2 rRNA genes (1 of these 2 only partly in view) are annotated in these 1281 nt (G+C 57.5%); both read left to right on the top strand.

The features are described 5' to 3' along the window. A 23S ribosomal RNA gene (locus IC607_RS17170) occupies positions 1–1041 on the top strand (it extends 1514 nt beyond the left edge of the window). Between the two features lie 75 nt (positions 1042–1116). Beyond that, positions 1117–1233 (top strand): 5S ribosomal RNA (rrf, locus tag IC607_RS17165). The last annotated feature ends 48 nt before the right edge of the window (positions 1234–1281 follow it).

Below are 1281 nucleotides of genomic sequence, written 5' to 3'. Positions count from 1 at the left end.
CGCGAGGCGAAGCTCAGAATTTAAGCCCCAGTAAACGGCGGTGGTAACTATAACCATCCTAAGGTAGCGAAATTCCTTGTCGGGTAAGTTCCGACCTGCACGAATGGCGTAACGACTTCTCCGCTGTCTCAACCGCGAACTCGGCGAAATTGCACTACGAGTAAAGATGCTCGTTACGCGCAGCAGGACGGAAAGACCCCGGGACCTTTACTATAGCTTGGTATTGGTCTTCGGTGCGGCTTGTGTAGGATAGGTGGGAGACTGTGAAGCCGGCACGCCAGTGTCGGTGGAGTCAACGTTGAAATACCACTCTGGTCGCTCTGGAGATCTAACCTCGGTCCGTCATCCGGACCAGGGACAGTGCCTGGTGGGTAGTTTAACTGGGGCGGTTGCCTCCTAAAATGTAACGGAGGCGCTCAAAGGTTCCCTCAGCCTGGTTGGCAATCAGGTGGCGAGTGCAAGTGCACAAGGGAGCTTGACTGTGAGACCGACAGGTCGAGCAGGGACGAAAGTCGGAACTAGTGATCCGGCGGTGGCTTGTGGAAGCGCCGTCGCTCAACGGATAAAAGGTACCCCGGGGATAACAGGCTGATCTTGCCCAAGAGTCCATATCGACGGCATGGTTTGGCACCTCGATGTCGGCTCGTCGCATCCTGGGGCTGGAGTAGGTCCCAAGGGTTGGGCTGTTCGCCCATTAAAGCGGTACGCGAGCTGGGTTTAGAACGTCGTGAGACAGTTCGGTCCCTATCCGCTGCGCGCGCAGGAAACTTGAGAAGGGCTGTCCCTAGTACGAGAGGACCGGGACGGACGAACCTCTGGTGTGCCAGTTGTTCCGCCAGGAGCACGGCTGGTTGGCTACGTTCGGAAGGGATAACCGCTGAAAGCATCTAAGCGGGAAGCCTGCTTCAAGATGAGGTTTCCACGGGGACTCGATCCCCGAGAGGCTCCCAGCTAGACCACTGGGTTGATAGGCCGGATGTGGAAGAAGGGACTAACGACCTTCGCAGCTGACCGGTACTAATAAGCCGACAACTTCACCACCTTCATTCATTGCTACGCGTCCACTGTGCGGTTCCCGAGAGACGAACGGGAACCCGTTTGACAACTCGATAGCGTTACGGCGGTCATAGCGAGGGGGAAACGCCCGGTCCCATTCCGAACCCGGAAGCTAAGCCCCTCAGCGCCGATGGTACTGCACTCGCCAGGGTGTGGGAGAGTAGGACGCCGCCGGACATCATTCAGAAAGAGCCACCCCTACGGGGGTGGCTCTTTCTGTTTCCC

It is taken from the genome of Cellulomonas sp. JH27-2 (assembly GCF_014837175.1).
GTDB lineage: Bacteria > Actinomycetota > Actinomycetes > Actinomycetales > Cellulomonadaceae > Cellulomonas.
This window is presented reverse-complemented; position numbering and strand designations above follow the sequence as displayed.